Here is a 26,245-nt window from a genome sequence, read left to right as displayed (position 1 = left end):
CCGAGCAACGAAGAAAGTAGAGCCTTGACCGTCACCACCGACTCCGTCCGTTCTGCCCTGGAACAGGACAAGATCGAGAGCCACCTCAACCCGGTGGGCTCGTTCGACGTCGCCGACCACCCCGTGCCCACCGGGCGCGAGGAGATCTGGCGCTTCACCCCGCTCAAGCGGCTGCGCGAGCTGCACGCCGACGCCGGCCTCGACGGCCGTACGTCGAAGCTCACCTGGAACGAGCCTGCGGGCGTGTCCGTCACCGCCGTCACCGGTGACGAGGCACGCGCGCTGCGCGGGATCAGCGGCCTCGTGCCCAACACCCGCTTCGCGGCCCGTGTCCTCGACGAGGTGCCCACGACCGTCCTGGTCGACGTGCCCGCCGACACCGAGGTCAGCGAGCCGCTGGTCCTCGACGTGCACGGCCTCGGCGTCGACGAGACCACCGGCGGCCACCTCGCGTTCCGCTTCGGCGCCCACAGCAAGGCGGTCGTGGTGGTCAACCACACCGGCTCCGCCTCGGTCGCCGCGGTCGTGGAGATCGTGGTGGGCGACGGGGCCGACGTCACGGTCGTGTCGATCCAGGACTGGGCCGACGACGCCGTGCACCTGGCCCACCACCAGGCGCTCGTGGGTCGCGACGCCTCCTACAAGCACGCCGCGATCTCCTTCGGCGGCGACGTCGTGCGGATGGACGCCAACGTCACCTACGCCGGTCCCGGCGGCTCCGCGGAGCTGCTCGGCCTCTACTTCGCCGACGCCGGCCAGCACCTCGAGCACCGCCTCTTCGCCGACCACGACGCGCCCCACACCAAGAGCCACGTGGTCTACAAGGGTGCGCTCCAGGGCGACGGCGCCCACACCGTGTGGATCGGCAACGTCCTGATCCGCAAGGTCGCCGAGGGCATCGAGACCTACGAGGAGAACCGCAACCTCGTCCTCACCGACGGCTGCCGCGCCGACTCGGTCCCCAACCTGGAGATCGAGACGGGCGAGATCGAGGGCGCGGGCCACGCGTCCACGACCGCGCGCTTCGACGACGAGCAACTGTTCTACCTGCAGTCGCGCGGCGTCTCCGAGGCCGAGGCCCAGCGCCTGGTCGTGCACGGGTTCTTCAACGACCTGATCCGCAAGGTCGGCGTGCCGTCGATCGAGGAGCGCCTGCTCACCACGGTCGAGGCCGAGCTCGCCAAGAACGTGCTCAAGGAGATCGCCGGATGACCTTCGAGCGCGCCTGCGCCCTCGACGAGGTGCCCGCCGACCAGGCGTTGGCGGTCACCCTCGGCCGGTTCGACGTCGCGGTCGCCCGCGACGGCGACGAGGTGTTCGCGATCGAGAACACCTGCAGCCACGCCGAGGTCGCCCTCAGCGAGGGCGAGGTCGCGAACTGCCAGATCGAGTGCTGGCTGCACGGGTCGATGTTCGACCTGCGCAGCGGCAAGCCCACCAACCTCCCGGCGACCGAGCCGGTCGCCACCTTCCCGGTCGACGTACGCGACGGCGTCGTCTACGTCGACACCGAGACCACCCTGAACGGAGTCACCCCCGCATGAGCAAGCTCGAGATCACCGACCTCCACGTCACCGTCGAGACCGAGGACGGTCCCAAGGAGATCCTCAAGGGCGTCACCCTCACCATCAACGAGGGCGAGACGCACGCGATCATGGGTCCGAACGGCTCCGGCAAGTCGACCCTGGCGTACTCCATCGCCGGCCACCCGAAGTACACCATCACCGGCGGCTCGGTGACCCTCGACGGCCAGGACGTGCTGTCCCTGTCGGTCGACGAGCGTGCCCGCGCCGGCATGTTCCTCGCCATGCAGTACCCCGTCGAGGTGCCCGGCGTCTCGGTCGCGAACTTCCTGCGCACCGCCAAGACCGCCATCGACGGCGAGGCCCCCAAGCTCCGCACCTGGGTCAAGGACGTCAACGGCGCCCTCGAGCGGCTCAACCTCGACTCGACCTTCTCCCAGCGCTCGGTCAACGAGGGCTTCTCGGGTGGCGAGAAGAAGCGCCACGAGATCGCCCAGCTCGAGCTGCTCGACCCCAAGGTCGCGATCCTCGACGAGACCGACTCGGGCCTCGACATCGACGCGCTCAAGATCGTCTCCGAGGGCGTCAACCGGTTCCGTCGCCAGGACGGCAAGGGCGTCCTGCTGATCACCCACTACACCCGCATCCTGCGCTACATCGAGCCCGACGTCGTCCACGTCTTCGTCGACGGCAAGGTCGCCGCGTCCGGCGGCAAGGAGCTCGCCGACGAGCTCGAGGCCGAGGGCTACGACAAGTACCTCAAGGCCAACGCCTGAGGCTCGTCCGCCCGACCAGCACCACTTCCCACACCGCCGAAACGAGGTAACGCCATGGAGGGACTGCTCCCGGATCTCGACGTGATCCGCAAGGACTTCCCGATCCTCGAGCGCACGCTCGCGGGCGGGCAGCCGCTGGTCTACCTCGACAGCGCGAACACCTCGCAGAAGCCGCAGGTCGTCATCGACACGATGGTCGACCACCTCGAGCGGCACAACGCCAACATCGCCCGCGCCATGCACCAGCTCGGCGCGGAGTCGACCGAGGCCTACGAGGGCGCGCGCGACAAGGTGGCCTCCTTCCTCAACGCCCGCACGCGCGAGGAGGTGGTGTTCACCAAGAACGCCACCGAGGCGCTCAACCTGCTCGCCCGCACGATCGAGCTCGGCCCCGGCGACAACGTCGTGATCACCGAGATGGAGCACCACTCCAACATCGTGTCGTGGCAGCTGGCGTGCGAGCGCTCGGGCGCCGAGCTGCGCTGGTTCGGCCTCACCGACGGCGGCGAGCTCGACCTGACCGACGCCGACCGGCTGGTCGACGAGCACACCAAGGTCGTCGCGTTCACCTGGGTGTCGAACATGCTCGGCACCATCAACCCGGTCGCCGACCTGGCGGCGCGGGCCCGGTCGGTCGGTGCGGTGTCGGTCGTCGACGCCTCCCAGGCGGCGCCGCAGCTGCCGGTGGACGTGCAGGAGGTCGACTGCGACTTCCTGGTCTTCACCGGCCACAAGGTGTGCGGCCCGACCGGCATCGGCGTGCTGTGGGGCCGCGAGGAGCTGCTCAACGAGCTCCCGCCCTTCCACGGCGGCGGCGAGATGATCGAGACCGTCACGATGGCGCGCTCGACCTACGCCCGCTCGCCGCACCGCTTCGAGGCCGGCACGCCGCCGATCGTGGAGGCGGTCGGGCTCGGTGCCGCGGTCGACTACCTCGCCCACGTCGGGCTGGACGCGATCCACCGCCACGAGCAGGCGATCACGGCGTACGCCCTCGAGGGCCTGCAGTCGGTCCCCGGGCTCACCGTGCTGGGGCCGCTCGACGCCACGCGGCGCGGCGGCGCGATCTCGTTCGAGCTCGACGGGGTGCACCCGCACGACATCGCCCAGGTGCTCGACTCGCGCGGCGTGGCCGTGCGGGCCGGTCACCACTGCGCCAAGCCGGCCCACGCGCGGTTCGGCGTGCAGAGCTCGACGCGGATGTCGTCGTACCTCTACACGACGCCGGGCGAGATCGACGCGCTGGTGGAGTCGCTCCACGCGACCCGCAGCTACTTCAAGGTGGATTGAACGGATGAGCACGGACCTCGACAGCCTGTACCAGGAGATCATCCTGGACCACTACAAGAACCCGCACCACAAGGGCCTGCGCGACCCGTTCGAGTCCGAGGTGCACCACGTCAACCCGACCTGCGGTGACGAGATCACCCTGCGGGTCCACCTCGCCGACGGTGTCGTCGACGACGTGTCCTACGACAGCGTCGGCTGCTCGATCTCCCAGGCCTCGGCGTCGGTGATGACCGACCTGGTGATCGGCAAGCCGCTCGACGAGGCGATGTCGATCCACCAGACCTTCCTCGAGCTCATGCAGGGCAAGGGGCAGGTCGAGCCCGACGAGGACGTCCTCGAGGACGGCATCGCGTTCGCCGGTGTCGCCAAGTTCCCCGCGCGCGTGAAGTGCGCGCTGCTCTCCTGGATGGCGTGGAAGGACGCGACCACCCAGGCACAGGCCACAGACGAAGGAGACCCCGCATGAGCGAGTCCCAGCAGACCGACCACTCCGACCTGCCCGAGGTCCCCGAGGCCACCGGTGGCGGCACCGCGACGGTCACCGTCGACGACGTCACCGAGGCGATGAAGGACGTCGTCGACCCCGAGCTCGGCATCAACGTGGTCGACCTCGGCCTGGTCTACGGCGTGCACCTCGACGAGCACAGCAACGCGGTGCTCGACATGACCCTCACCTCGGCCGCGTGCCCGCTGACCGACGTGATCACCGACCAGACCGAGTCCGCTCTCGAGGGCCTCGTCGGCGACGTCGCCATCAACTGGGTCTGGATGCCGCCGTGGGGCCCGGACAAGATCACCGAGGACGGCCGCGAGCAGCTGCGGGCGCTGGGCTTCAACGTCTGAGGCACGTCCCCACGAGCGAAGCGAGTGGGGGCGTGACCCGAAGAGGTCGAGGAAGCCCCACGGGCGAGCTCGCGAGGCCGTGACGGGCGGCTCGAGACCTGCCTCCGGCAGGACCCACGAGCGAAGCGAGTGGGGGCGTGACCCGAAGAGGTCGAGGGAGCCCCACGGGCGAGCTCGCGAGGCCGTGACGGGCGGCTCGAGACCTGCCTCCGGCAGGACCTCGCCGCCGAGCCATGACCGATGTCATGCCGGGGACGTGTGAGGCGGCACGGGCGTCGCCCTCACGAGGACGGCAGAGTCGTCCTCATGAACCGGAACACGCTGTCCTTCCTCGCCCTGGCCGTCTCGATGCTCTTCGGCGCGGGCTTCGTCGCCGTCCCGGACGCCGCCCGCAGCGGGTACGCCGCGATCGGCGGCGTCGTGGTGGCCCTGGCGTGGATCGCCTCGGGGCGGTTCGGGCGTCGCGAGCACGTGTTGCCGCGTCGATAACCCGTGGCGGCGGGGTGTCGGCCGGGCGCACACTCCCTGCGTGCTGAACCCCCACCCCACGCGCTACGCCGAGCTGAACGGCGTGCTGCACGACCTCGTCATCGGCGCGCAGGACGCGCTCGGCGAGTCGTTCGTCGGCGCCTACCTGCAGGGCTCGTTCGCCCTCGGCGCCGGTGACCTGCACAGCGACTGCGACTTCCTCGTCGTGGTCCGGGAGCGCCCCGACGCGGACCAGGAGGAGGCGCTCCGCGCGCTCCACCGCGCGCTCCCGCACCGCGACGGCCACTGGAACCGCCACCTCGAGGGGTCGTACGCCGTCGCCGCCGACCTGCGCACGACCGCGGGCCTCGGCCGCGACTGGCTCTACGTCGACCACGGGTGGGACGAGATGCGCTGGGCGGAGCACTGCAACCAGCCGTGGACCCGCTGGATCCTGCGCGAGCACGGCATCACGCTCGTCGGGCCGTGCCCGGTCGAGCTGATGGACCCGGTGCCGGCGGAGGTGCTGCGCGCCCACGCGCGGGCCGGTCTCGACACCCTCGCCGACGACGTCCTCGGCTGGTGCCCGCCGACGATGGCGTGGTGCCAGCGCTACCTCGTGGTGCAGGCGGCTCGCAGCCTCTACACCGTGCGCACCGGCGAGGTGGCCAGCAAGCGCGACGCGCTGCGCTGGTCGATGGTGCACGGTGACCCGCAGTGGCGTCCGCTGCTGCAGCAGGTGCTCGCCGACCGCGACTGCGGCTTCGACCCGCAGGCGGCACCGCGGCCCGGCTCGATGGAGGCGGCCCGCGCGTTCGCGGCGCACGTGGCGGCCGTGGCCTGACCCGTAGGCTCGGGACATGAGCGAGCACGAGGTCGACCCGCCCGCGACCGGCAGCAGCGAGGTCGACTTCGACCACGAGGAGCTGCGGGTCTTCTGGGACCTCGCCCGGTTCCACGCCAGGCTCAACACCATGCCGGGCTACTTCGGGCCGACCGCGCTGGAGTCGGTCCCGCCGCCGGGATGGGCGTACGGCGACACGGCGGGGGAGTCCGACGCGTTCGTCGCGCAGGTGCTGGCCGACGACGGCGGGTCCACCACCGCACCGCTCGAGGACTACGCCGGGGACCTGCCGCAGACCGGCTCGCTGTCCATCCTGTGCGACGGCGCAGGCGTGCCCCGAGCGCTGCTCGAGGTGACCCACGTGGCCACCTCGGGCGACGAGGTCGTCGAGTCGTTCCGGGTCGTCCACCGGTCCTGACCGGCCGCGCCCGGTCAGCCGCGGTAGGCCGGCAGCGCCGGATGCCAGGTGAGCGGCACGGCCGGCACGATGTCCTCGCTGGTGTCGTCGGGCCAGGTGGCGCGCCCGACGTACGTCGTCCCGGCGAGCGTGAGCCGGACGGTGTAGTCGAACGGCCCGCTGCCGAGCGTCGTCGCGCGCCGGCCGAGCCGGTCGGAGGCGCGGAACGACAGCCCGCCCTCGACCCAGCACCGCTCCGGGCGGCCGAGGGGGAGCACCACGGACGCCCCGTCGGAGGAGGAGACGGTGATCTCGGCGCTCGCGTCGTCGTAGGCCCGGTCGAGGTCGGAGACGAAGAGCTCCACGCCGTAGGAGTCGAGCGTCCCGTCGTGGTCGGCGAGGACCGCGGCCTGCCCGGTCGCGGCGTCGGGGAAGGTGCCGTCCACCGGCGTGCGCCACCGGACGGTCGTCACCGCGTCACCGCCGGTCGGACCGCGCCCGAACAGGTCGACGTCCCAGTCGCCGGCCGGTCCTGCGGGAGCGACCCGGAAGGTGCGCTCGCCGGTCGTCTCGACCGGCACCGTGACCTGACGCCCGCAGCCGTCGCGGGTGCCGTGCTCGCGGAACGTGGCCTCGAACGTCCAGCCGGGGAGGTCGAAGGCGAAGTCCAGCGCGGCCGGGTCGCCGACCGTCGGCGGCGTGTCCGAGGGGCCGCCGTCCGCGCAGCCGTTCGCGTAGCAGATCGTCCAGGGGCTGAGCGACTGCTGGCCCTCGGGCGTGAGCACGTGGAACCGGGGCGGCCGGCTGGTCGAGTACGCGTCGGCGGGCTGCTCCGGCGGGACCTCGAGCCCGTTGGCGAGCGTCGTGGCAGGGGACCGCGGCGCCGGAGCGGCCGCGTCGGGCGTCGAGGCGCCGCAGGCCGAGAGCACGAGCGCCGCCGCAGCGACCAGGACCGTCCGCATGACCGTCTGACGCGGTGGCGGGCCCCGGCGTTCCGGTGTGGGAGAGTCCTCGCATGGCCGAGCGGAAGACCTACCTCCTCGTCGACGGGGAGAACATCGACGCCACCCTCGGGACCTCGATCCTGGGCCGACGGCCCCGGCCCGAGGAGCGCCCGCGGTGGGACCGCCTGCTCGAGTGGGCCGAGCGGGCCTTCGACCAGGACGTCTCCGGCCTGTTCTTCCTCGCCGCCGGCAACGAGCTGCCGACGAGCTTCGTCCAGGCGCTGCTCGCCATCGGTTTCACCCCGATCCCGCTGAGCGGCGAGGGCAAGGTCGTCGACATCGCCATCCAGCGCACGGCCGAGGCGCTCGTGCACCGCGAGGCCGACGTGGTGCTGGTCAGCCACGACGGCGACTTCGTCGACCAGGTCTCGGCGCTGTGCGACGGCAGCCGCCAGGTCGGCGTCATCGGGTTCACCGAGTTCGTCAACGCGCAGTTCCGCAACCTCCCGGGGCTGCGGATCTTCGACCTCGAGTACGACCTCGGCGCCTTCAACGCCTCGCTGCCGCGGACCCGGATCATCCCGATCGACGAGTTCGACCCGCTCGACTTCCTCTGAGGCGTCGGGGGCGCCGCGCCGGGCTCAGCGCCGGGCGCGCACCTTGGTCACCCAGTACTCGGTGTCGGGCGTCGGGGTGGTGCCGAAGCGCGCGTTGGGCAGGTAGAGGTCGCGCCCGAACCGTGCCACCGTGGTCGGCACGTCGACGTCGGCCGGCGTGATCGTGCGCACGAGCCGCCCGCGCGTGCCGGTGCGGTCGAGCCGCAGCACGGCGATCTCCCCCAGCTGGTTGCGCACGACGTAGAGGGTGCGGCCCTGGCGCAGCATCCCGTCGCCCATCGTCAGCGAGGCGCCGCCCAGGTCGACCTCGGTGGCCGCACCGGTCGCCGGGTCGACCCGGTAGAGCAACCCGCTGCCGGAGTTGACCACGAGCAGCGCGCCACCGCCCGGCGCGGTGGTGATGCCGTTGGCGCCGAACCCGGTGCCCTGCACCCAGTCGCCCCCGAGCTCGACGGTGGTGGCGACGGCGTCGGGGGTGCCGCCCGGGCCCCGTGCGATCCGGTAGAGCTGGGGGAGGGACGAGTCGGTGAACCACGCGGCGCGGCGGGTGAGGACGACGTCGTTGACGAAGCCGCCCGACACGTCGTAGTCGGTCACCGTGTCGGTGCGGGTGTCGACGATGCTCGCCGTCCCGGAGTCGGCGCCGGCGACGTAGAGCCGCGCGCGCCGGTCGACCTTGAGGCCCGCCGCGGGGGTGCCGGAGCCGTCGACGACGACCCGGCCCTTCCCGGTGCGGAGGGACACGCGGTAGATGTCGCCGTCCGCCAGCGAGCCGAGCCATGCGTGGGGGCCGGGGCCGATGGCGATGCCCTCGGGCTGGAAGCCGTCGGGGAGCTCGATCCGGGAGGGGAACGGCCGGTCGGGGGCGGCGACGGCGGAGGCCGGAGCGGCGGTGGTCAGGGCGCTGAGGCCCAGGACGGCGGTGAGGCAGGGGACGAGGAGACGGCGCACGGTGGACCTCCGAGGGTGGGTGGACCTTCGACAGTAACCACGGCTGCGTGGGGCGGGCTAGGTTGCGCCCGTGCCCCACGTCCTGGTCCCCGTCCCCCGCTGGCAGCGCTGGGTCGACAACTTCGTCGCCCGACACGGCGCCACGCCGCTGTCCGTGACCGGCGGCAGCCTGCGCGGGACGGCGGTGGACGGCTCGCACTTCGCGGCGCACCTGCCGTTCGGACGGGCGTACGACGGCGCGCCGGACCCGGGTGACTTCACCGCCGCGGCCGACCCGCCGGACGACTGGGGCGTGCTGCTGGTGCGCAAGGGCGGCTTCGCCGTCGCCCGGCTGGCGGGGGAGCGGACGGTGGACTCCAAGACCGGCCAGCGCCACGTCCAGGGGCGCACGAAGGCGGGCGGTCAGAGCCAGCAGCGGTTCGCGCGCCGCCGCGACAACCAGGCGAGGCAGGCCTACGAGGCGGCCGCCGACCACGCCGCCCGGATCCTCGACGGCGTCGCCGTGGTCGTGACCGGGGGAGACCACGCGGCGGTGGACGCGGTGCTGGAGGACGCCCGCCTGGCGCGGGTGGCGGTCGTCGGCCCCTGGCTCCCGGTGCCGGACCCGCGGCGCGCGGTGCTGGAGCAGGCGGTCGCCGACGCCTGCGCCGTGCAGGTCGAGGTCGTCAACGCCTGAGCGTCACGGGTGCGCCCGGAGGTCCGCCTCCAGCTCCCGGCGGCGCGTTTCCCAGCGCTCGGCGATGCCGTCCATCTCGGCGCTGACGAACGCCAGGAACTCCCGCATCAGCACCAGGCGCGGGCGCGCCGGGGAGTCGGCCGGGAGTCCGGCGAGGCCGTCGTCCAGCGCCTTCAGCATCGGGGCGTACGCGGTGTCCTTCTGCACCATCGCGCCGTGCCACGCGTCGTCGTCGACGACGTAGACGTCGCGACGGGTGCCGCGCTCGCGCTCGCGGTGGACGAACCCGACCTGGGTGAGGAACTTGATCGCTCCCGACACGGCCGCCGGGCTGATGCCGAGGGCGTCCGACAGCTCCGCCGAGGTCATCCTGCCGTCGTCGTCGGCCGTCAGCGCGGCGAACACCCGGGAGGGGAGCCGGGGCAGCCCGGCGTCGGTCATCGCGCCGCCCATGCGCTCGACGTACTGCTCGATCGGGGACGGCTTCATGTCACCACCTTACAAAGATTCACACAAGTGTGAAAGCAGGCGTAGCGTGGGTGGCGTGACGTCACCGATCGAGATCAGCGGGCTCGTCAAGACCTTCGGCAGGGTGCGGGCGCTCGACGGCCTCGACCTGACGGTCGACGCCGGGGAGGTGCACGGCTTCCTCGGACCCAACGGCGCGGGCAAGTCGACCACCATCCGGGTCCTGCTCGGGCTGCTGCGCAGCACGGCGGGCACCGTCACGGTGTTCGGTCTCGACCCGTGGCGCGACGCGACCGGGATCCACCGGCGCCTGGCCTACGTCCCCGGCGACGTCAGCCTGTGGCCCAACCTGACCGGCGGCGAGACGATCGACCTGCTGCTGCGGATGCGCGACGTCGACCCGCGCGGCACCCGCCGCGACGAGCTCCTCCAGCGCTTCGAGCTCGACCCGACGAAGAAGGGCCGCGCCTACTCCAAGGGCAACCGGCAGAAGGTGGCGCTGGTCGCCGCCTTCGCCGCGCCGACCGACCTGCTCGTGCTCGACGAGCCGACGTCGGGCCTCGACCCGCTGATGGAGGAGGTCTTCAACCAGTGCCTGGCCGAGCACAAGGCGACCGGCACGACGGTCCTGCTCTCCAGCCACATCCTCAGCGAGGTGGAGCGGCTCGCCGACCGGGTCACGATCATCCGCGGCGGCCGGGCGGTCGAGTCCGGCTCGCTGGCCGACCTGCGCCACCTGCGCCGCAACCGCGTGCGCGCGGAGGTGTCGGGCCCGCTGCCGGACCTGTCGGCCCTCGACGGCGTGCACGACGTCGAGGTCGACGGCCGGGTCGTCTCGGCGTCCGTCGACCCCGCGGGCCTGCCGCTGCTGCTCAGGGCGCTCGACGCCGCGGGCGTCGTCTCCCTGACCAGCACGCCGCCCACCCTCGAGGAGCTCTTCCTCGACGCCTACCGGAGCACCTCGTGAGCACGCGGTTGCGCGGCACCGGCCTGCTGCTGCGGTTCGCGGTGCGACGCGACCGCGTGCTGCTGGCCGCCTGGCTGCTCGTGCTGACCGCGACCGTCGCGGCGAGCGCGGCGGCGACCGGTCCGCTCTACGCCACCACGGCCGAGCGGGTCGCCGCCGCCGAGGCGCTCAACGCCAGCCCCGCGATCGTCGCGCTCTACGGCCCCATCCTCGACACCTCGAGCCTCGGCGAGCTCGCGATGACGAAGATGACCGTGCTCTACGCGGTCTTCGTCGCCTTCCTGTCCGTCGTGCTGGTACGCCGCCACACGCGGGTCGAGGAGGAGTCCGGTCGCGCGGAGGTGGTCGGCGCGACGGCCGTCGGCGCCGATGCTCCGATGGCGGCGGCCGTCCTCGAGGCGGTGCTGGCCTCGGTCGTCCTCGGCGTGCTCGTCGCGGTCGCGGACGTCGCCGCCGGGCTCCCCGCGGGTGGGTCGGTGCTGTTCGGCGCGTCCTGGACCGGGATCGGCCTGGTCGGCGCGGGCATCGCCCTCCTCACGGCGCAGGTGTCGTCCAGCGCCCGCACCGTCGGGTTCCTCGCCTCGGCCGTCATCGGCGTCCTCTACCTCCTGCGTGCGGTCGGCGACCTGACCGCCGGCTGGCTGTCGTGGCTGACGCCGTTCGGCTGGGGCACCCAGCTCAGCGCCTGGTCGGCGCCACGGGTCTGGCTGCTGGCGCTCTACCTGCTGCTCGCCGCCGGGCTGGTCGCGGCGGCCGTCGCCCTGCGCAGGCGTCGTGACCTGGGCGCGGGCCTGCTGCCGGACCGTCCGGGCCCGGCGGAGGGCTCGCCCCGCCTGCGCGACGGGCTGGCGCTGGTCTGGCGCCAGCAGGGCACCGCGCTCGGCGGGTGGACGGTCGGTGCCGCCGTCCTCGGCGGGCTGATGGGCTCGATCGTCCCGTCGATCGGCGACATGCTCGACACCGAGGCGACGCGCGGGGTGGTCGAGGCGATGGGCGGGGTGGGCGAGCTGCAGGACGCCCTGGTGTTCGCCCTCGCGTCTGTCGGAGCGGTCGTCATCACCTGCTTCGGCATCGCGGCGGTGACCCGCGCCGCCGGCGACGAGCACGACGGGCGCACGGAGGCCGTGCTCGCCACCGCGACGTCCCGCTCGTCGCTGCTCCTCGCCCTCGCCTCGGCGGCGCTGGCGGGCACGACCTGGCTGCTCCTGGTCTCCGGGGTGGCCACCGCCGTCGGCCGCGGGGACGGGGTCGCCGCCGTCGGGGCCGCGCTCGCCCAGGCGCCCGCGGTGTGGGTGGTGCTCGGCGCGGCCCTGCTGCTCCTGTCGTTCCGGAGCCGGTGGGCCGTGGCGGGCTGGGCCGTGCTGGTGCTCTGCGTGACCCTCGGCCAGGTCGGTGCGGCGCTCGACCTCCCCGGCTGGGTGCTCGGGCTCTCGCCCTACCACCACGTGCCGAAGTACCCCTCGGAGGCGTTCGCCTGGCGGCCCGAGGTCGGCCTCGCCCTGGTCGCGGCGCTCGCCGTCGCGGCGGCCTGGTGGCGCTACCGGAGCCGCGACATCGGCTAGCGTCCTCGCCATGTGGCAGCCCGAGCCGGGGTGGCAGCGCCTCCCGGGAGCCGGTCCCGCGACGGCGGGCGTGTGGTCGGCGTCGTCCGCGGGCCGCGAGGTGGTCGTCAAGCGGCTCACCGCGCCGGACCCGCACGACCACCCCGGGACCCTCTCGCCCGCGGACGTGAACTACTGGCGGCGCGCCGCCGACGTCGCGCTCAGCGGCGTGGTCGCCGCGTCGCCCGGGCTGCGCGAGCCACCCGTCGTCCGGGTCGAGGAGGACGACGAGGGCATCACGCTGGTGCACGAGCGGGTGGTGCGCCACGACGCGCCCGGTCCCTGGCTCGCGGCCTGCCTGGGCCGCTTCGCCGCCGTCGACCTCGGCGCCCAGCCGTGGCTCGCGCGCGACCAGCTCCGCACCCGCCTCGCGCTGGTGCAGCGGCGCGGCGGGTGGCGGACGCTGGCGCGGACGCCGGTCGCCGACGTCGCCGAGCACCTGTGGTCGCGCCGCGACGGGTGGCTCGACCGGTGCGACGCGCTGCCACAGGTCGCCCAGCACGGCGACCCCTCGGCGGCCAACATCCCGGGCCGGCACGGGGAGGGTGCCGTCGCGATCGACTGGGCGCACCTGGGGACCGGCCCGGTCGGTGCCGACCTCGGCTACCTCTCGCTCGCCACCCGCGAGGACGTCGACCCGCTGGTCGAGGCGTACGCCGCCGCGCTGCCCGCGGGCCTCGCCGACCGTGAGCAGGTGCTCCTCGGTGCGCGGGTGATGGCCGTCTACACCGCCCTCACCCGGCTCGACTGGGCGCTGGCCCGGGTCGCGGACGGCGACGGGGCCCTGGTCGGCAAGTTCCGCCACCCGAGCGTGGCGCCCTACATCTACGCGATGCAGCGCCAGGTCGACCAGATCGAGGCGCTGCTCTCCTGACGGGCGCCCGGGCTCAGAGCTGGTCGGCGGAGAAGGTGTCGCAGGCCTCGAGCGTGCCCTCCTCGAAGCCGGTGGTGAACCACCGCATCCGCTGCTCCGACGAGCCGTGGGTCCAGCCCTCGGGGTCGACCCGCTGGCCGGCCTGCTGCTGGATCCGGTCGTCGCCGACCGCCTTGGCCGAGTCGAGCGCCTCCGCGATGTCGGCCTGGTCGAGGCCGTCGAGGATGCCGTCGCCGTCGCTGGCGTCGCGGGTCCACATGCCGGCGTAGCAGTCGGCCTGCAGCTCGAGGCGGACCGCGTCGGAGTCCGCGCCCTGCTGGGTGCGGACCTGCCCCATGGTGCCCATCAGGTTCTGGATGTGGTGGCCGTACTCGTGGCCGAGGACGTAGGGCTCGACGAAGTCGCCGCCCTGGCCGCCGAGCTGGCCCTCGAGGACGTCGGTGAAGAACGTGGTGTCGAGGTAGATCTGCTGGTCGGCGGGGCAGTAGAACGGGCCGACCTGCGAGGAGGCCTGGCCGCAGCCCGTCTGGACGCCGCCGGCAAAGGTCCTGATGTCGGCCGGCGTGAAGCCGGTGCCGCCCTGCTCGGGCAGGGTGGTCGCCCAGAACTGCTCGAGCGAGTACGCCACCGCCTTGCGCGCGCAGTCGGCGTCGCGGTTGGCGTCGGCACCGGACTTGCAGTCGGCGTAGCGCTGGTCGCCCGAGTCGATGCCTTCGGGCTGGCCGATCGACCCGCCGTCGCCGGCCGGGTCGCCCGAGCCGCCGGGCAGCCCGCCACCCACGCACGTCGTGAGCACGATGAAGAGCACGATGATGACCAGGCCGCCGATGCCGCCGCCGGCGCGGGCGCCGCCGGGGATCGGGATCCGCATCGGGCCGCCGCCACCGCCGCCACCACGTCCGGCGTCGCTGACCCGACCCCTGCTGATGTCGGCCTTCGGGTTGAAGCGCATGGTCGTGCCTTTCGCCGTCGCTCACGCCCCGGTGGTGGCGTCAGCGCAGGTTAGCGCCTGTCGGCGACGATGCGGCTCCACGCGTCACCCCTTCGTAGGATGGGGCACGAGATGATCACCGCCCAGAAGCTCGAGGTCCGAGCCGGCGCGCGGCTCCTCATGGAGGACGTCACCTTCCGCATCGCCGCAGGCGACAAGGTGGGCCTCGTGGGGCGCAACGGAGCCGGCAAGACGACCCTCACCCGCATCCTCGCCGGCGAGGGCACCCCCGCCGAGGGGCAGGTGCTGCGCAGCGGCGAGATCGGCTACCTCCCGCAGGACCCCCGCGTCGGCGACCCCACGGTCCTCGCCCGCGACCGGATCCTGTCCGCGCGTGGCCTCGACGAGGTCGTGCGCCGCCTGCGCGAGGCCGAGGTCGACATGGCCAGCGAGGACCCGAAGGTCCACGAGCGCGGCATGAGGCGGTGGGCCAACGCCGACGCCGAGCTGCACGCCGGCGGTGGCTACGCCGCGGAGTCCGAGGCCGCCCAGATGGCCGCCGCCCTCGGCATCGAGGAGCGCCTGCTCGCCCAGCCGATCGGCACCCTGTCCGGCGGCCAGCGCCGCCGCGTCGAGCTCGCCCGGATCCTCTTCTCCGGCGCCGAGATCATGCTGCTCGACGAGCCCACCAACCACCTCGACGCCGACTCGATCGTCTGGCTGCGCGACTTCCTCAAGGCGCACCGCGGCGGGTTCGTGGTGATCAGCCACGACAACGCGCTGCTCGAGGCGACGGTCAACAAGGTCTTCCACCTCGACGCCAACCGCGCGGTGATCGACGTCTACAACATGGGGTGGCACAACTACCTCACCCAGCGCGAGGACGACGAGAAGCGCCGCCGGCGCGAGCGCCAGAACGCCGAGAACAAGGCGAAGGTCCTCACCGACCAGGCCAACAAGATGCGCGCCAAGGCGACCAAGGCGCAGGCCGCGCAGTCGATGCTCAAGCGCGCCGAGAAGATGATGGCCGGCATCGAGGGCGAGCGCGCCGCCGACAAGGTCGCACGGATCGCGTTCCCCGAGCCCGCCCCCTGCGGCAAGACGCCCCTCATGGGCACCGAGCTGTCGAAGTCCTACGGCTCGCTCGAGGTCTTCACCGCCGTCGACCTCGCGATCGACCGCGGCAGCCGCGTGGTCATCCTCGGCCTCAACGGCGCCGGCAAGACGACGATGCTGCGGATCCTCGCGGGCGTCGACCAGCCCGACACCGGCCAGGTCGTCCCCGGCCACGGCCTCAAGATGGGCTACTACGCCCAGGAGCACGAGACGCTCGACGTCGACCGCACCGTGCTGGAGAACATGCACAGCGCGGCCCCCGAGCTCACCGACACCCAGGCACGGTCGGTGCTGGGCTCGTTCCTCTTCTCCGGCGACGACGCCCACAAGCCGGCCGGCGTGCTGTCCGGCGGCGAGAAGACCCGTCTCGCGCTGGCGATCCTCGTCGTCTCCAGCGCCAACGTGCTGCTGCTCGACGAGCCCACCAACAACCTCGACCCGGCCTCCCGCGAGGAGGTGCTGCACGCGATCCGCAGCTACAAGGGCGCGATCATCCTGGTGACCCACGACGAGGGCGCGGTGCGCGCGCTCGACCCCGACCGGGTGCTGCTGCTGCCCGACGGCGACGAGGACCTGTGGACCGACGACTACGCCGACCTGGTGTCCCTCGCCTGAGCTCCTCGGTGGTTGAGGTGCGAGCCCTTCGAGACGCCTCGTCCCTCGGCTCCTCAGGATGAACTCCGCGAGCCTCGAAACCACACGTTACCGATCAGTAGTAACCTCGCGGCATGACTCCCGAAGAGCTCGCCGCCGTCGGTCTCCGCCTCGACCTGGACGGCGCCGTCGCCACGATCACGCTGGACCGGCCCGAGGTGCGCAACGCCCAGACGCCCGCCATGTGGCTGGCGCTCGGCGAGCTCGGCGCCAGCCTGCCCGACGAGGTGCGGGTGGTGGTGGTGACGGGGGAGGGCGACACCTTCTCCGCCGGCCTCGACCGCGCGATGCTCGACCCCGCCAACGCCGGCCCCGGCACCGTGCTCGAGCTGCTCTCGCTGGGCGACGAGGAGGCCTCGTCGCGCATCGACGGCTTCCAGGGCGGCTTCACCTGGCTGCGCGACCCGCGCTTCGTGTCGATCGCGAAGGTGCGCGGGCACGCCGTGGGCGCCGGCTTCCAGCTGGCCCTGTCGTGCGACCTGCGGGTCGTCGCCGACGACGCGAAGTTCTGCATGAAGGAGTCGGCGCTCGGCCTCGTGCCCGACCTCACCGGCACCAAGCCGCTGGTGGAGCACGTCGGCTACGCCCGGGCGCTCGAGATCTGCGCGACCGCCCGGACGGTCGGCGCCGAGGAGGCCGTGCGGATCGGCCTCGCCACCGCGTCGTGCGCCCCCGCGGACCTCGACGCCGCGGTCGCCGACCTCGCGGCCGCGCTCTGCGCCCCGATGCCCGGCGTCGTCACCGAGACCAAGACCCTCCTGCAGGGCGCCGCGGACCGCGACCTCGACGAGCAGCGCCGCCTCGAGCGCGAGGCGCAGGTGCGCCGGTTCCGGGCGGTCGCCGCGGCGTTCGCCTGAGCCCTGGGGTCGGTCCGCGAAGGAACAACTGTCGGTGCCGGGTGGTTCGCTCTATGGACACGAGGAGAGGGAACACGCATGTCGATGGGGCCTGGAGGCGGGGGACCGCCGTGGCGCCACCTCCGCAGCGACCGCAGCGTGGTGGACAACAAGATCGAGCGCAGCACGGTGCGCCGGGTGCTCGGCTTCGCGCGACCCCACCGACGCCTGATCGCAGCGTTCCTGGCCGTGACCGTGGTCGACGCCGCGCTGGTGGTGGCCCCGCCGCTGCTGCTCAAGATGATCATCGACGACGGGGTGCGCACCGGTGACACCTCGCTGGTCGTGGGGCTCGCCGCCCTCGTCGCGGTGGTCGCGGTGGCCGACTCGGCCTTCGGGCTCGTCACCGGCTGGCTGTCGAGCCGGATCGGCGAGGGCCTGATCTACGACCTCCGCACCCAGGTCTTCGCCCACGTCCAGCGCCAGTCGCTGGCGTTCTTCACCCGCACCCAGACCGGCGCGCTCGTCAGCCGGCTCAACAACGACGTGATCGGCGCCCAGCGCGCGTTCACCTCGACCCTGCAGGGCACCGTCTCCAACATCATCTCGGCCGTCGTCGTCGGCGTGACCATGCTGTTCCTGAGCTGGCCGGTGACGCTGCTGTGCGTCGCGCTCTTCCCGATCCTGCTGATCGCCTCGCGGCTGGTCGGCACCCGCCTCGCCGACCTGTCGCGCCAGCAGATGGACGGCAACGCCGACCTCGGCAACGCGATGACCGAGCGCTTCAACGTGGGCGGCGCGATGCTGCTCAAGCTGTTCGGCCGCCGCGAGGAGGAGGACGTCGCCTACGCCCGCAAGGCCGCGGTGGTCCGCGACCTCGGCGTCCGCATCTCGCTGCTGACCCGGATCTTCTTCGCCGCGATGACCCTCGTGCCGTCGCTCGCGACCGCGCTGGTCTACGGCATCGGCGGCTGGCTGGCCATCCGGGACGACCTCTCGGTGGGCACCATCGTCGCCCTCGGCGTGCTCCTCACCCGGCTGCTCGGCCCGCTGCAGGGCCTGTCCAACGTCCGCATCGACGTGATGACCGCGCTCGTCAGCTTCGACCGTGTCTTCGAGGTGCTCGACCTCCCCTCGCTCATCCAGGAGAAGCCCGACGCGGTGGTCCTGCCCCCCACGGCGTCGCGGCTGGAGTTCGACCACGTCGCCTTCACCTACCCCCGGGCCGACCAGATCTCGCTGGCCTCGCTCGAGACCGTCGCCCGCACCGAGTCGCGCGACTCCGGGCAGGTGCTCCACGACGTGTCCTTCACCGCCGAGCCGGGAGCGATGGTCGCGCTCGTCGGGCCGTCCGGCGCCGGCAAGACCACCGTCACCCACCTCGTGGCGCGGCTCTACGACGTCGAGTCGGGCACGGTGCGGGTCGGCGGCCACGACGTGCGCGACGTGACCCTGCAGTCGCTGGAGGACGTCGTCGGCTACGTCACCCAGGACGCGCACATGTTCCACGACACCATCCGCGCCAACCTGCTCTACGCCCGCCCCGGCGCCCTCGAGGCCGACATCTGGGCCGCGCTCGAGGCCGCACAGGTCGCCACGCTGGTGCGCTCGCTGCCCGACGGGCTCGACACGGTCGTCGGCGACCGCGGCTACCGGCTCAGCGGTGGCGAGCGCCAGCGCCTCGCGATCGCCCGCCTGCTGCTCAAGGCACCCTCGATCGTCGTGCTCGACGAGGCGACCGCCCACCTCGACAGCGAGTCCGAGGCCGCGGTCCAGCAGGCGCTCGACGCCGCGCTCGAGGGGCGTACGTCCCTCGTCATCGCCCACCGCCTGTCGACGGTCCGCAACGCCGACCTGATCCTCGTCCTCGACGACGGGCGGGTCGTGCAGCAGGGCACCCACGCCGAGCTGCTGGCCGCCGGCGGGCTCTACGCCACCCTCCACGCCACCCAGTTCCGCGACACCGTGACGGAGTCCGTCCCCGGCTGACTCCTGCGACGTCCCTGCACGGCACGTCAGGGCGAGCGGTCGCCGGGCCCGCTCCGGGCCATGACGTCGCTCGCGGTCGCCGCTCCACCTGATCCGGCGATGTGCGGACGCGATGCGCCGTGACGCTCTCCGGTGGAGCGCATCGGCGTCGGCAGAGTCGTACACGTGTCCGAGATGTTGACCTCGAGCCGGCGGACGGAGGGCGAGAAGTCGGACACGTGTGCCCGTTCGGGCAGCACGCGACCTCGCCGTCCGCGCAACGGCCGCGCTGCGCGCGGATCTGCCCCCGCGGTCAGTCGACGCGGCCACCGGAGACGGGGATGAGGGAACGTCGGAAACCGATCTGCCGCCCAGCGTCACGAACCTCTCCGGAAGCCCGCCAGCCAGTGGCCTCGTAGAAGGTCCTGCCCCGCTCGTAGTGCGCCAGCGTCCACAGGATGCCCTCCTGGTAGCCCGACTCGCGCAGATCATCCAGGGCACGATCCATGAGTCGACGACCCACGCCACGACGCCAGGCCGACGGCGCCACTGCGATGGTGTCGAGCTCTCCGAGCGCGGGATCGATCGGGTCGCGACTCGCTCCCGTTCCCGCGAAGCCAACGACCGACTCGCCGCTCTGAGCCAGCCACCACCGCGTTGGTCCGGCGTCGAGGTCCCTGGACCAACGACCGACCTGCTCGGCGTCGAGCACTCGCGGCACCATCAGGTGTCCGAAGCCCTCGTTCCAAGACGCGACGTACACACGGGCGACCTCCTCGGCATCCGCCCGGGACGCCAGCCGCAGGTGCAGGTCCACAGACGCCAGTCTCGCACCGGACGCAGGGTCGTGCCGTGACGCGGGCACCTGTTCTGCCGGCCGGATGCAGCGAGGCAGACTTCTGCCTGTGACCCAGCACGACGAACCCGCGCTGCCTGAGGATCGCTTCACCTACGAGGTGGGTGCGCACGAGAAGAAGGCCGACGACTGGGAGGCGCCGCCGGTCGGAGCGTCGATCAGGCTGATGGGTGACCACGGAGCCGACATGCCGCTGTGGACGGAGGAGCTCCTGCTCGCTGACGCCGGCGAGGGAATCAGACTGCTCGGCCTCAGCCAGGGGCTCGCGTCGGACCTCGAGGACTGGGGAAGGAGCTGGGACGGGCGAGGCGACCACGCCCGGCGCGATGCAGAAGCCGAGATCCTGTTGGCGCGGCTCCGTTCCGAGCTCGGTGACCGGTACGAGTTCCGCTACCACCGCTAGGCCGCGGGTCGACGTCGCCGAGGCCGAGGGGCGGCGGTCGATCGCGGGTCGTGCCATCCTGCCCTGATGGAGCGAGGCATCGACACCTGGTGGGACCACCTCGTCGAGGTGCTCGCCACCGTCGGCGACGTGACCGCCCGGGATCCTCGCGGTCTCACGGTGGTCCTCGACAGAGAGGACGGTCACTCCCAGGTGGTCGAGGTGGACATGACCCCGGGTGAGTGGGACGCCATGTGCGGGGTCGGCGGGTGGCACATGGACTCGGGTGCACAGCACGTTCGGCAGCTCGTCCTCGACCAGCCGCGTGACTGTCGTTTCCTCGTCTACGCGGAGTACGTGCTCACCCCTCGGGACACCTGCTGGGAGCGGGGCTGAGCGTACGGGCGGAGCAACCCGCTCACACCGATCAGCGTCCGTGCCGACACGGCGGGCGTCAGGCGCGGTGCCGGTGCGCCGGGCGCCCGCACCTCCGCGACCCGCTCGTCACGGCGTCGCGCACCCGGTGAGGGAACGCCACTAGGGTCGGGGCATGGACCTCCAGCTCTCCGACAAGGTCTTCGTCGTCACGGGCGGCGCCCGCGGCCTGGGGCGCGCCACCGCCGACGTTCTGGTCGCCGAGGGGGCGCGGGTCGTCCTCTCCGGACGCTCGCAGGAGACCCTGGACGCAGCGGTCGCCACGATGGACGACCGGGCCGGTCGCCGCGCGGCCGTGGGTGTCGTGGCCGACAACGCCGACCCCGGGACGCCGGCCCGCCTGCTCGCGACCGCCGAGGAGGCGTTCGGCCGGCTCGACGGCGCGCTGGTCAGCGTCGGGGGCCCGCCCAAGGGGCCGGTCGCGACGATCACCGACGCCCAGTGGACCGCCGCCTTCGAGTCGGTGTTCCTGGGCGCCGTACGGCTGGCGCGCGAGGTCGGTGCGGCGCTGCCCGCGGGCGGGGCGCTCGGGCTCGTGCTCTCCTCGAGCGTCCGTTCGCCCCTCCCGGAGATGGCGATCTCCAACGGCCTGCGCCCGGGACTGGCAATGGTCGCCAAGACCCTCGCCGACGAGCTCGGACCCCGCGGCGTCCGCGTCAACGGGCTGCTGCCCGGCCGGATCGCGACGGAGCGGGTGGCCGAGCTCGACGCGACCACGGGCGACCCGGACGCGGCCCGGCGGGCCGCGGAGGCGCTGATCCCGCTCGGGCGCTACGGCGAGCCCGCGGAGTTCGGGCGGGCGGCGGCGTTCCTGCTCTCGCCGGCCGCGTCATTCCTGACGGGCGTGATGCTCCCGGTCGACGGAGGCCTGCTCCGGTCGCTGTGACGCCTGCGGTGTGTCGCGGGGGTCGTCCGGCTCGTCGTCCGGCTCGATCATCTCGCGCCAGGTGCGGCGCTTCTTCGCCGGCTCCTTGGCGGGCCTGGCCGGTCCGGCCGACCGTGCGGCGCGCGGCTCCGCGGGCGTCCGGGCGGGTGAACCGGGACGTCCGCCCCTCATCTCGTCGTAGATGAGGTAGAAGAAGCCGAATATCGCCATCGCCCCGAAGAACCACCACTGCAGCCCGTAGAAGAAGTGCGGGCCGTTGTCGAGCTCGGGGAGCTCGACCGGCGCGAGCGCGGTGGCGGGCTCGGGCGACTCGGACCTGAGGTCGACCCAGCCGCCGAGCACCTCGCGGTCGAGCGCCGCTCCGATCCGGCCGCTGTCCACGGCCCGGGTCGAGCGGTCCGACACCTCGGTGCTGTCGCCCTCGGCGTCGAGGCGCACCCACCCGGTCACGGTGACCTCGCCGGGCGGCGGCTCCGGCACGTCCTCGGACGTGGCGCCGCGGTTGTCGGTGGCGTACCAGCCGCGGTCGACGAGCAGGCTGGTGCCGTCGGCGAGCTCGAGCGGCACCACCACGTCGACGCCGGCCTCACCCTCGCGGGTGCGGTAGCGCACGATGACGGTGTCGTCGACGGCGTAGGTGCCGGTGGCCTCGACGATGCGCCACTCGTCGGCACGCCCGGGGTCGGTGCCGGGGGACAGGACGTCCTCGACGGGGGAGGCGCCGGCCTCCTCGTTGCGCTCGATGATCGAGTTGCGCTCCTGGCGGTCGTCGAGGCGGTGGAACTGCCACTCGCCGAGCCGCCACGCGACCCAGGCGAGGAAGACGACGACGAGCGCGAAGACGATCCAGCGCCGCGACACGAGGAACCGCAGCTGGTGCACGGGTCGAGGTTATCCGGCGGATCCAGAGCGGCTCGGGGCGGCCTCGGTAGACTCATGGGGTGACGACACCTCTCGCAGACCGCTTCGGCCGCGTGGCCACCGACCTGCGGGTCTCGCTGACCGACCGGTGCAACCTGCGCTGCAACTACTGCATGCCGGCGGAGGGCCTCGACTGGCTGCCGACCGAGCAGACGTTGACCGACGACGAGGTCGTCCGCCTCGTGACGATCGGCGTCGAGCGCCTCGGCATCACCGAGGTGCGGTTCACCGGCGGCGAGCCGCTGCTGCGGCGCGGCCTGGTCGACATCGTGGCGCGTACGCACGCCCTCGGCGTCGAGACGTCGCTGACCACCAACGCGCTCGGGCTCTCACGCACCGCGCAGGCGCTCGCCGACGCGGGGCTCGACCGGATCAACGCGAGCATCGACTCGGTGCGTCCCGAGACCTTCGCGGCGATCACCCGGCGCGACCGGCTCGCCGATGTCGTCGCGGGCCTCGAGGCGGCCAAGGCGGCCGGGCTCGGACCGGTGAAGCTCAACGCGGTGCTGCTGCGCGGCACCAACGACGACCAGGCCGCCGAGCTGCTCCGCTGGAGCATCGACCACGGCTACGAGCTGCGCTTCATCGAGCAGATGCCGCTCGACGCCCAGCACGACTGGAGCCGCGCGGCGATGGTGACCGCCGACGAGATCTTCGAGGCGCTGACCGCCGAGTTCGACCTGACCCCGCACGGCGAGCCGCGGGGCAGCGCCCCGGCCGAGCTGTTCGACGTCGACGGCGGACCGGCGACCGTCGGCATCATCGCGTCGGTCACGCGCCCGTTCTGCGGCGACTGCGACCGGGTCCGGCTCACCGCCGACGGCCAGGTCCGCAACTGCCTGTTCGCCCGCGAGGAGTCCGACCTCCGCACCGCGCTGCGCTCCGGCGCGGACGACCAGGAGATCGCCGAGCGCTGGGTGATCGCGATGCGCGGCAAGCGCGCCGGTCACGGCATCGACGACGAGACGTTCCTCCAGCCCGACCGCCCGATGTCCGCCATCGGGGGATGAGCGACGACGGGGCCGATCTCACACCCCTCGGCTCCTGGTTCGGGCCGATCCCCGCGTGGCGGTTCGGGTTGTTCCTCGCGACCGGCGTGCTGCTGCACCTCGCGTTGCCGTACGCCGTCGACGGCATCGAGCGCCATCCCTGGCTGCTGCTGGGCGTCGGCGCCGTCGGCGCTGCGCTCGGCGTACCGCTGGGGCGTCAGGACGCACGGGGCGTCCTGCGTCCCCGCGTGCACCGGTCGGGACGGCTCCTCTGGCCCGGCCTGCTGGTGTTCGCGGCGTCCTGCATCGGGCTGCTCGTCGCGATCGTCCTCGTCGAGGACGTCCTGCTCCACTTCCCGCTGTTCCTGGTCGGGGCAGGTGCGGCCGGGGTGGCCGGCGTGCGCTCGCGCGACCGCGCCCTGGCGAGGAGCTGAGGCGCTCAGGCCGGCACGTGCGGCTCGACGTCGCGCAGGAACCCGCGCGCGCCGAGGAAGTCCGACAGCGACGCGCGGTGCTCGTCGCACGCGAGCCAGGCCTTGCGCCGCTCGGGGGTGTGGATCTTCGGGTTGTTCCACAGCAGCGCCCAGACGGCGTCGGCCTGGCAGCCCTTGGCCGAGCAGGTGTCGCGGTCGAGCTCCACGGGCGGCCTCTCCGAGGGGGACGTCAGGTCGGGGAAATGAGAAGTGCCGGACAGCCACGGGGGGAAGCTGTCCGGCACTTCAACCGCGAGCGCAGACGGGGGATGCTGCGTTCGCTGTGCAGAATCATGGCATGTGGCTGCGGGAAAACCAAACTTTTGGATGAATCCGCAGCATCAAAATTTCTTCAGTCTTTCGTCTCGTTCGCCTTCAGTTCATGGGCGTACGGGGCGTCCGGCAGTGCGAATCCGTCGTTGCGGGTGTCCGATGCGTTCCCGATCACCACGGCGAGGAACGGAAGGAAGACCGCGGCGCCCACCAGCACCCAGCGCAGCAGGCCGTCGCCGACGAACACCGCGGCCACGAAGCACACGGTGCGGATCGACATCGAGATGGCGTAGCGGCGTTGCCGTGACTTCATGTCGGCGGCAGCGCTGCTGCGGGCCGTCGTGATGCGTACCGCGTCGGGCTTGGCCATGCTCCCGAGTCTACGTCGCTAGGCTCCGTTTCCCACGGGCCGACCGGGTCCGCGGGACCCAGGAGGAACCATGTCCAACCGCACCTACCGCGTCACCGAGATCGTCGGCACCTCGCCGGACGGGATCGACCAGGCCATCCGCAACGGGATCGAGCGCGCGGGCCAGACCCTGCGCCACATCGACTGGTTCGAGGTCACCCAGGTCCGCGGCCAGGCCAAGGACGGCGCGGTCGAGCACTTCCAGGTCGGCATGAAGGTCGGCTTCCGCCTCGAGGACGAGTGAGCGGGACCGCCCGACGGACCCTGTTTCGGTCTACCCCCCGGTAATCACTAGCGTCGGGGCCGTGACCGAGATGCCTGCCGCCAGCACCCCACGCTCCGTCCTCGTGACCGGAGGCAACCGCGGCATCGGCCGCGCGATCGCCGAGGCGTTCCTCGCCCAGGGCGACAAGGTCGCCGTCACGACCCGCAACGGCGGGGCGCCCGAGGGTGCGCTCGACGTGCGCTGCGACATCACCGACCCCGAGGCGGTCGAGGCCGCGTTCGCCCAGGTCGAGGAGGCGCACGGGCCGGTGGAGGTGCTGGTCGCCAACGCCGGCATCACCAAGGACACCCTGCTGCTGCGGATGAGCGAGGACGACTGGTCCTCGGTCATCGACACCAACCTCACCGGCACGTTCCGGCTGGCCAAGCGGGCCTCGAAGGGCATGCTGCGCCAGCGTCGGGGCCGGATCATCCTGATCTCCTCCGTCGTCGGGCTGCTCGGCTCGGCCGGCCAGGTCAACTACGCCGCCTCCAAGGCCGGCCTCGTCGGGCTCGCCCGCTCGCTGGCGCGCGAGCTCGGCAGCCGGTCGATCACGACCAACGTGGTCGCCCCGGGCTTCGTGGAGACCGACATGACCGAGGTGCTCACCGACGACCAGAAGGCCGCGATCAAGGCCCAGGTGCCGCTCGGTCGGTACGCCTCGCCGGCCGAGGTCGCCTCCGCCGTCACCTGGCTGGCCTCCGACGGCGCCGCCTACGTCACCGGGGCGGTCATCCCCGTCGACGGCGGCCTCGGCATGGGCCACTGACCACCGCAGACCACCCGACCGCCCACAGAGAAGGACACACGCACATGGGAATCCTCGACGGCAAGCGCATCCTGGTCGCCGGCGTGACGATGGACAGCTCGATCGGCTTCGCCACGGCGCGGGTCGCGCAGGAGCAGGGCGCGACCGTGCTGATCTCCAACTTCGGCCGTGCGCTCGGCATCACCAAGCGGATCGCCAAGCGGCTCCCGCAGGAGGCGCCGGTCCTCGAGCTCGACGTCACCGACCAGGCCCACCTCGACGGCCTCGCCGACCAGGTCCGTGAGCACGTCGACGGCCTCGACGGCGTCGTGCACTCCATCGCCTACGGCAACCCCGAGACGCTGCTCGGCGGCAAGTTCATGAGCGGCCCGTGGGAGGACGTCGCGCAGGCCGTGCAGGTCTCGGCGTACTCGCTGAAGTCGCTGGCGGTCGCCACCCGTCCGCTGATGCAGCGTGGCGGCTCGATCGTCGGGCTCACCTTCGACGCGACGACCGCGTGGCCCGCCTACGACTGGATGGGCGTGGCGAAGGCCGCTCTCGAGAACACCTCGCGCTACGTCGCCCGCGACCTCGGTCCCGAGGGCATCCGGTGCAACCTGGTGTCGGCCGGTCCGCTCAAGACCCTCGCCGCCAAGGCGATCCCGGGCTTCGAGGACCTCGAGTCGGCCTGGAAGGACCGGGCCCCGCTGGGCTGGGACGAGGCCGACCACACCCCGACCGCCCAGGCCGTGTGCGCGCTGCTGAGCGACTTCTTCCCGGCCACCACCGGCGAGATCGTGCACGTCGACGGCGGCTTCCACGCCATGGGGCTGTAGCGACGCCCCCGGGGTTCGGTAGTTTTCG

The 26,245-nt window shown here is 72.7% G+C and carries 33 protein-coding genes; 25 read left to right on the top strand and 8 right to left on the bottom strand.

Annotation, left to right across the window (positions count from 1 at the left end):
* Positions 1-24 precede the first annotated feature (24 nt).
* From sufD to LN652_RS03895, 9 genes are all read left to right on the top strand, one after another.
* Complete coding sequence (sufD, locus tag LN652_RS03935) at positions 25-1,212, top strand: Fe-S cluster assembly protein SufD (protein ID WP_230443391.1); 1,188 nt, start codon at positions 25-27, stop codon at positions 1,210-1,212.
* The gene (locus tag LN652_RS03930) at positions 1,209-1,544 is read left to right on the top strand and encodes a non-heme iron oxygenase ferredoxin subunit (protein ID WP_230443390.1); all 336 of its coding nucleotides are present in this window, start codon (positions 1,209-1,211) and stop codon (positions 1,542-1,544) included. The genes sufD and LN652_RS03930 overlap by 4 nt, the downstream gene beginning before the upstream one ends.
* Positions 1,541-2,299 (top strand): Fe-S cluster assembly ATPase SufC, encoded by a 759-nt coding sequence (sufC, locus tag LN652_RS03925; RefSeq protein ID WP_230443389.1) that lies wholly within the window; start codon positions 1,541-1,543, stop codon positions 2,297-2,299. The genes LN652_RS03930 and sufC overlap by 4 nt, the downstream gene beginning before the upstream one ends.
* Before the next feature lie 54 nt (positions 2,300-2,353).
* Positions 2,354-3,589 (top strand): aminotransferase class V-fold PLP-dependent enzyme, encoded by a 1,236-nt coding sequence (locus tag LN652_RS03920; RefSeq protein ID WP_407941521.1) that lies wholly within the window; start codon positions 2,354-2,356, stop codon positions 3,587-3,589.
* A 4-nt stretch (positions 3,590-3,593) separates the two neighbouring features.
* Complete coding sequence (gene sufU, locus LN652_RS03915) at positions 3,594-4,055, top strand: Fe-S cluster assembly sulfur transfer protein SufU (RefSeq protein ID WP_230443388.1); 462 nt, start codon at positions 3,594-3,596, stop codon at positions 4,053-4,055.
* Complete coding sequence (locus LN652_RS03910) at positions 4,052-4,432, top strand: metal-sulfur cluster assembly factor (RefSeq protein ID WP_268932228.1); 381 nt, start codon at positions 4,052-4,054, stop codon at positions 4,430-4,432. Before sufU ends, LN652_RS03910 begins: the two co-directional genes overlap by 4 nt.
* Positions 4,433-4,738: 306 nt before the next feature.
* The gene (locus LN652_RS03905) at positions 4,739-4,921 is read left to right on the top strand and encodes a hypothetical protein (RefSeq protein WP_230443387.1); all 183 of its coding nucleotides are present in this window, start codon (positions 4,739-4,741) and stop codon (positions 4,919-4,921) included.
* Positions 4,922-4,961: 40 nt separating this feature from the next.
* On the top strand, positions 4,962-5,744 hold the full coding sequence (locus tag LN652_RS03900) for an aminoglycoside adenylyltransferase domain-containing protein (protein WP_230443386.1): 783 nt from the start codon (positions 4,962-4,964) through the stop codon (positions 5,742-5,744).
* A gap of 16 nt (positions 5,745-5,760) precedes the next feature.
* Positions 5,761-6,162: a hypothetical protein gene (locus LN652_RS03895; protein ID WP_230443385.1), complete on the top strand. Its 402-nt coding sequence runs from the start codon at positions 5,761-5,763 to the stop codon at positions 6,160-6,162.
* 14 nt (positions 6,163-6,176) lie between these two features.
* Here the strand turns inward: LN652_RS03895 and LN652_RS03890 are convergent, their stop codons facing one another.
* Entirely contained in the window at positions 6,177-7,103 is a 927-nt protein-coding gene (locus LN652_RS03890; protein ID WP_230443384.1) for a hypothetical protein, read from the bottom strand.
* A gap of 53 nt (positions 7,104-7,156) precedes the next feature.
* Here LN652_RS03890 and LN652_RS03885 point away from each other — a divergent pair, with 53 nt between their 5' ends.
* Positions 7,157-7,702: an NYN domain-containing protein gene (locus LN652_RS03885; protein WP_230443383.1), complete on the top strand. Its 546-nt coding sequence runs from the start codon at positions 7,157-7,159 to the stop codon at positions 7,700-7,702.
* A 24-nt stretch (positions 7,703-7,726) separates the two neighbouring features.
* Here LN652_RS03885 and LN652_RS03880 read toward each other — a convergent pair whose 3' ends face one another.
* On the bottom strand, positions 7,727-8,653 hold the full coding sequence (locus tag LN652_RS03880; RefSeq protein WP_230443382.1) for an SMP-30/gluconolactonase/LRE family protein: 927 nt from the start codon (positions 8,651-8,653) through the stop codon (positions 7,727-7,729).
* A gap of 70 nt (positions 8,654-8,723) precedes the next feature.
* On the opposite strand from LN652_RS03880, the gene LN652_RS03875 reads away from it, so the two are divergent.
* Positions 8,724-9,329 carry an acVLRF1 family peptidyl-tRNA hydrolase gene (locus tag LN652_RS03875; RefSeq protein ID WP_230443381.1) on the top strand — a complete coding sequence of 202 codons (606 nt, stop codon included), beginning with the start codon at positions 8,724-8,726 and terminating at the stop codon, positions 9,327-9,329.
* Positions 9,330-9,332: 3 nt separating this feature from the next.
* Here the strand turns inward: LN652_RS03875 and LN652_RS03870 are convergent, their stop codons facing one another.
* The gene (locus LN652_RS03870; RefSeq protein WP_230443380.1) at positions 9,333-9,818 is read right to left on the bottom strand and encodes a GbsR/MarR family transcriptional regulator; all 486 of its coding nucleotides are present in this window, start codon (positions 9,816-9,818) and stop codon (positions 9,333-9,335) included.
* 55 nt (positions 9,819-9,873) lie between these two features.
* On the opposite strand from LN652_RS03870, the gene LN652_RS03865 reads away from it, so the two are divergent.
* Genes LN652_RS03865 through LN652_RS03855 form a run of 3 tightly spaced genes read left to right on the top strand, consistent with a single transcriptional unit; the run spans position 9,874 to position 13,239 of the window.
* Positions 9,874-10,764 carry an ABC transporter ATP-binding protein gene (locus LN652_RS03865; RefSeq protein WP_230443379.1) on the top strand — a complete coding sequence of 297 codons (891 nt, stop codon included), beginning with the start codon at positions 9,874-9,876 and terminating at the stop codon, positions 10,762-10,764.
* On the top strand, positions 10,761-12,326 hold the full coding sequence (locus tag LN652_RS03860; protein WP_230443378.1) for an ABC transporter permease: 1,566 nt from the start codon (positions 10,761-10,763) through the stop codon (positions 12,324-12,326). Before LN652_RS03865 ends, LN652_RS03860 begins: the two co-directional genes overlap by 4 nt.
* Positions 12,327-12,336: 10 nt before the next feature.
* Positions 12,337-13,239: an aminoglycoside phosphotransferase family protein gene (locus LN652_RS03855; protein ID WP_230443377.1), complete on the top strand. Its 903-nt coding sequence runs from the start codon at positions 12,337-12,339 to the stop codon at positions 13,237-13,239.
* Positions 13,240-13,252: 13 nt separating this feature from the next.
* Here the strand turns inward: LN652_RS03855 and ypfJ are convergent, their stop codons facing one another.
* Complete coding sequence (ypfJ, locus tag LN652_RS03850; protein ID WP_230443376.1) at positions 13,253-14,191, bottom strand: KPN_02809 family neutral zinc metallopeptidase; 939 nt, start codon at positions 14,189-14,191, stop codon at positions 13,253-13,255.
* A 111-nt stretch (positions 14,192-14,302) separates the two neighbouring features.
* On the opposite strand from ypfJ, the gene LN652_RS03845 reads away from it, so the two are divergent.
* From LN652_RS03845 to LN652_RS03835, 3 genes are all read left to right on the top strand, one after another.
* Complete coding sequence (locus LN652_RS03845) at positions 14,303-15,901, top strand: ABC-F family ATP-binding cassette domain-containing protein (RefSeq protein ID WP_230443375.1); 1,599 nt, start codon at positions 14,303-14,305, stop codon at positions 15,899-15,901.
* Positions 15,902-16,014: 113 nt separating this feature from the next.
* Positions 16,015-16,797, top strand: a complete 783-nt coding sequence (locus tag LN652_RS03840) for an enoyl-CoA hydratase/isomerase family protein (RefSeq protein WP_230443374.1) — start codon at positions 16,015-16,017, stop codon at positions 16,795-16,797.
* An 84-nt stretch (positions 16,798-16,881) separates the two neighbouring features.
* Positions 16,882-18,765 carry an ABC transporter ATP-binding protein gene (locus tag LN652_RS03835; protein WP_407941545.1) on the top strand — a complete coding sequence of 628 codons (1,884 nt, stop codon included), beginning with the start codon at positions 16,882-16,884 and terminating at the stop codon, positions 18,763-18,765.
* Positions 18,766-19,057: 292 nt separating this feature from the next.
* Here the strand turns inward: LN652_RS03835 and LN652_RS03830 are convergent, their stop codons facing one another.
* Positions 19,058-19,561: a GNAT family N-acetyltransferase gene (locus tag LN652_RS03830; RefSeq protein ID WP_230443372.1), complete on the bottom strand. Its 504-nt coding sequence runs from the start codon at positions 19,559-19,561 to the stop codon at positions 19,058-19,060.
* Between the two features lie 88 nt (positions 19,562-19,649).
* On the opposite strand from LN652_RS03830, the gene LN652_RS03825 reads away from it, so the two are divergent.
* The 3 genes from LN652_RS03825 to LN652_RS03815 all read left to right on the top strand — a co-directional run bounded on the left by LN652_RS03825 (position 19,650) and on the right by LN652_RS03815 (position 21,303).
* The gene (locus LN652_RS03825; protein ID WP_230443371.1) at positions 19,650-20,003 is read left to right on the top strand and encodes a hypothetical protein; all 354 of its coding nucleotides are present in this window, start codon (positions 19,650-19,652) and stop codon (positions 20,001-20,003) included.
* A gap of 66 nt (positions 20,004-20,069) precedes the next feature.
* Entirely contained in the window at positions 20,070-20,378 is a 309-nt protein-coding gene (locus LN652_RS03820) for a hypothetical protein (protein WP_230443370.1), read from the top strand.
* A gap of 154 nt (positions 20,379-20,532) precedes the next feature.
* Positions 20,533-21,303: an SDR family oxidoreductase gene (locus tag LN652_RS03815; protein ID WP_230443369.1), complete on the top strand. Its 771-nt coding sequence runs from the start codon at positions 20,533-20,535 to the stop codon at positions 21,301-21,303.
* Here the strand turns inward: LN652_RS03815 and LN652_RS03810 are convergent.
* Positions 21,247-22,185, bottom strand: a complete 939-nt coding sequence (locus tag LN652_RS03810; RefSeq protein ID WP_230443368.1) for an SURF1 family cytochrome oxidase biogenesis protein — start codon at positions 22,183-22,185, stop codon at positions 21,247-21,249. The genes LN652_RS03815 and LN652_RS03810 overlap by 57 nt on opposite strands.
* Positions 22,186-22,244: 59 nt before the next feature.
* Between LN652_RS03810 and moaA the strand changes: the two genes are divergently transcribed.
* Both moaA and LN652_RS03800 read left to right on the top strand, forming a co-directional pair.
* Complete coding sequence (moaA, locus tag LN652_RS03805; protein ID WP_230443367.1) at positions 22,245-23,234, top strand: GTP 3',8-cyclase MoaA; 990 nt, start codon at positions 22,245-22,247, stop codon at positions 23,232-23,234.
* Positions 23,231-23,647 (top strand): hypothetical protein, encoded by a 417-nt coding sequence (locus LN652_RS03800; protein WP_230443366.1) that lies wholly within the window; start codon positions 23,231-23,233, stop codon positions 23,645-23,647. The genes moaA and LN652_RS03800 overlap by 4 nt, the downstream gene beginning before the upstream one ends.
* Positions 23,648-23,652: 5 nt before the next feature.
* Here LN652_RS03800 and LN652_RS03795 read toward each other — a convergent pair whose 3' ends face one another.
* The gene (locus LN652_RS03795; RefSeq protein WP_230443365.1) at positions 23,653-23,853 is read right to left on the bottom strand and encodes an acetone carboxylase; all 201 of its coding nucleotides are present in this window, start codon (positions 23,851-23,853) and stop codon (positions 23,653-23,655) included.
* Between the two features lie 185 nt (positions 23,854-24,038).
* Positions 24,039-24,329: a DUF3099 domain-containing protein gene (locus LN652_RS03790; RefSeq protein WP_230443364.1), complete on the bottom strand. Its 291-nt coding sequence runs from the start codon at positions 24,327-24,329 to the stop codon at positions 24,039-24,041.
* A 70-nt stretch (positions 24,330-24,399) separates the two neighbouring features.
* Here LN652_RS03790 and LN652_RS03785 point away from each other — a divergent pair, with 70 nt between their 5' ends.
* From LN652_RS03785 to fabI, 3 genes are all read left to right on the top strand, one after another.
* A complete protein-coding gene (locus LN652_RS03785; protein ID WP_230443363.1) occupies positions 24,400-24,612 on the top strand; it encodes a dodecin in 213 nt (70 codons plus the stop codon).
* Positions 24,613-24,682: 70 nt separating this feature from the next.
* Positions 24,683-25,402, top strand: a complete 720-nt coding sequence (fabG, locus tag LN652_RS03780) for a 3-oxoacyl-[acyl-carrier-protein] reductase (RefSeq protein WP_230444676.1) — start codon at positions 24,683-24,685, stop codon at positions 25,400-25,402.
* Positions 25,403-25,446: 44 nt separating this feature from the next.
* Positions 25,447-26,217, top strand: coding sequence for an enoyl-ACP reductase FabI (fabI, locus tag LN652_RS03775; protein ID WP_230443362.1), 771 nt, complete (start codon positions 25,447-25,449; stop codon positions 26,215-26,217).
* Positions 26,218-26,245 lie beyond the last annotated feature (28 nt).

It is taken from the genome of Nocardioides okcheonensis (assembly GCF_020991065.1).
Taxonomy (GTDB): domain Bacteria; phylum Actinomycetota; class Actinomycetes; order Propionibacteriales; family Nocardioidaceae; genus Nocardioides; species Nocardioides okcheonensis.
Note: the sequence above shows the minus strand (reverse complement) of the source record. Positions and strands in the feature narration are given on the sequence as shown.